This window comes from Endozoicomonas acroporae (assembly GCF_002864045.1).
Classification (GTDB): domain Bacteria; phylum Pseudomonadota; class Gammaproteobacteria; order Pseudomonadales; family Endozoicomonadaceae; genus Endozoicomonas; species Endozoicomonas acroporae.
On sequence record NZ_PJPV01000185.1, the window covers coordinates 1 to 2,382 of the forward strand.

A 2,382-nucleotide genomic window follows, 5' to 3' on the forward strand; every position below is an offset into this window, starting at 1 on the left:
GTGTCTGCTCCTGCCCGTTGTCCACCAGTTTCGCCATGGTCCACAGCAGGTTAGCGATACCCTGGGCATTAAACTGGGCTTTCTGTGCGTTCACGCGGGGTAACAGCGCGGCTACGGTCTCTTTGAGTTCTGGTCTCCGCTCCTGACCGTTGTCCACCAGTTTAGCCATGGCCCACAGCAGATTGGCGATTCCCTGAGGAATAAATTGTTTTTTCTGTGCGTTCACATGGGGCAACAACACGGCCACAGCCTCTTTGAGCTCTGGTATCCGCTCTTGCCCGTTGTCCACCAGTTTCGCCATGGCCCACAGCAGGTTGGCGATTCCCTGGGCATCAATATCCCGGGCTTCAGGTTTTTGGTTGCAGTTAAATATTATTGCATCAAGTAGCGTTGACAATAAGGCAGCTTGAGTATGCTTAACACGCTCATCCATGGGTTTATGAGGGGTAAAAACACCTGCTGAAGTAAATGAATGAAATGTTGTTGTCAGGCTTCGCCAATTCCAGCTCCGCGTTGCTGTGAAATTTTGTAGCAAACGCATCAGCTGGCTTTGTTCCGCTCGATTTAAAGGTCTTTTAGCTGCTGACGTGTATTTTTTAATTGAACTGGCATATTGCCCGTGATTTCTCCCATCATAGCGATGACCGAAACGATCCGATTTACTCACCAGCTCATCAATTATTTCCTGTTTGAGGAGGGCATTAAAATCTTGAGTCGGGTTGACGGAACGGCGCAGTAGATATTGAGAAGAGCATGGGCCTGAAGAATGGTAAAATTCATTATGCCCCGGGGTAGAGCGGGGGGGATTATCCCACTGTCTGACTGTGGCATGTCTATATCGCCCACGCCTTGAATAAGCGGCATGGTCATACGGTTGGTTGTAATCATTACCTGATCTTGCGTATCTACCACTGATACCAGCAGAACTTCTATCCATAATTATATTTCATTAATTCATGAAAATATAAAAAAAGCAGACTGCTGTTCTGCTCAGAAGTTCATTTTGCGGCAAAGTTTATTTGAGTCATGATGGGAGAAAGGCGAGTACTGGCTGTTTGTTTTCTTCCTCTTTGCTGGGTTGGTTTGCTCTGCTAAATGTTCTTCGGCAGTAACGTCTGCAGCACCTGCCCACCCTCTTTTAAGTGATGCAGAGTCATGACCCTGTGGCGGGATGCTTACCCTGATCTTTATTTGATCAATATATAGTTTCATTAAATCTTTGTTCAAAAGCTGGTTAACCGGGATTTCAATGACCTCAAATCCTGATTTTTGCAGCAGTGCGATTTTCAGCAGAGTCGAACCGTTCCTGGTGTTGAAATCACCACCCACGTAATGAGAGGGGCCCTGAACTTCAATCACAATGTTGTGATCTGGCAGTAGCAGGTCAACCGGAGGTAATGAGTTCAGACTCTTTTCTTCTTCAATCTTCAGAGATGGAATAGATGATTGGAGTTGATCGCGGAAGTCGGCTTGGGTTTTTGAAATGGTTGTCTGGTAATGGGGGGCGACCGGTGAGGCTCTACCAAGCCAACTTGCGGCCATGAACATGATGGATTGATCATCTTCATTATCTGGCGATGTATTTTCCAGGCGAGTCAACAGGTCATCCATGTGCTTTTCAAGCACGTTATTTTTATTGGCATTGGAGACCAGAGACAACCTGGCACAGCATACCATTACTCCCCAGAGAGACATCGATATCCCTTCCTGAGAAAACTGAAGGTTCTCACTGATTCGATAGACGAGCGATTCGAACGTAGAGGTAGCCACGTTCAGCTCAACGAGTTCACCCAGTTTGGCCGTGGCCCACAGCAGGTTAGCGATTTCCTGTGGATTAAAATTAGTTTTTTGTGCGTTAACGATGGGCAACAATGCGGTCACAGCCTCGTTGATCCCTGGTGTCCGCTCCTGCGCGTTGTCCACCAGTTTCGCCATGGCCCACAGCAGGTTGGTGATTGCCTGTGGTGTAAAGTTAGCTTTCTGTGCGTTCACGAAGGGCAACAGCGCGGCCAAGGCCTCTATGAGCCCTGGTATCTTCTCCTGCCCGTTGTCCACCAGTTTCGCCATGGCCCACAGCAGGTTGGCAATGCCCTGGGCATCAAGTTGGTTTTTCTGTGCGTTCACGAGGGGCAACAGGGCAGCCACGGCCTCGTTGAGCTCTGGTGTCTGCTCCTGCCCGTTGTCCACCAGTTTCGCCATGGCACACAGCAGGTTGGTGATTGCCTGTGGTGTAAAGTTAGCTTTCTGTGCGTTCACGTGGGGCAACAGCACGGCCACGGCCTTGTTGAGATCTGGTGTCTGCTCGTGCCCGTTGTCCACCAGTTTCGCCATGGTCCACAGCAGGATGGCGATATCCTGGGGATTAAATTGGTCTTTCTGTGT

At 49.1% G+C, this 2,382-nt stretch carries 2 protein-coding genes; both read right to left on the minus strand.

Annotated features, from left to right (window positions below):
• Window positions 1-937 (minus strand): DUF1601 domain-containing protein (locus CX664_RS25990; protein ID WP_146000261.1); only part of this gene is annotated, 937 nt, incomplete at its 3' end.
• A 53-nt stretch (window positions 938-990) separates the two neighbouring features.
• The coding region (locus tag CX664_RS23305) for an RAP domain-containing protein (protein ID WP_146000260.1) at window positions 991-2,382 on the minus strand (1,392 nt) is incomplete at its 5' end.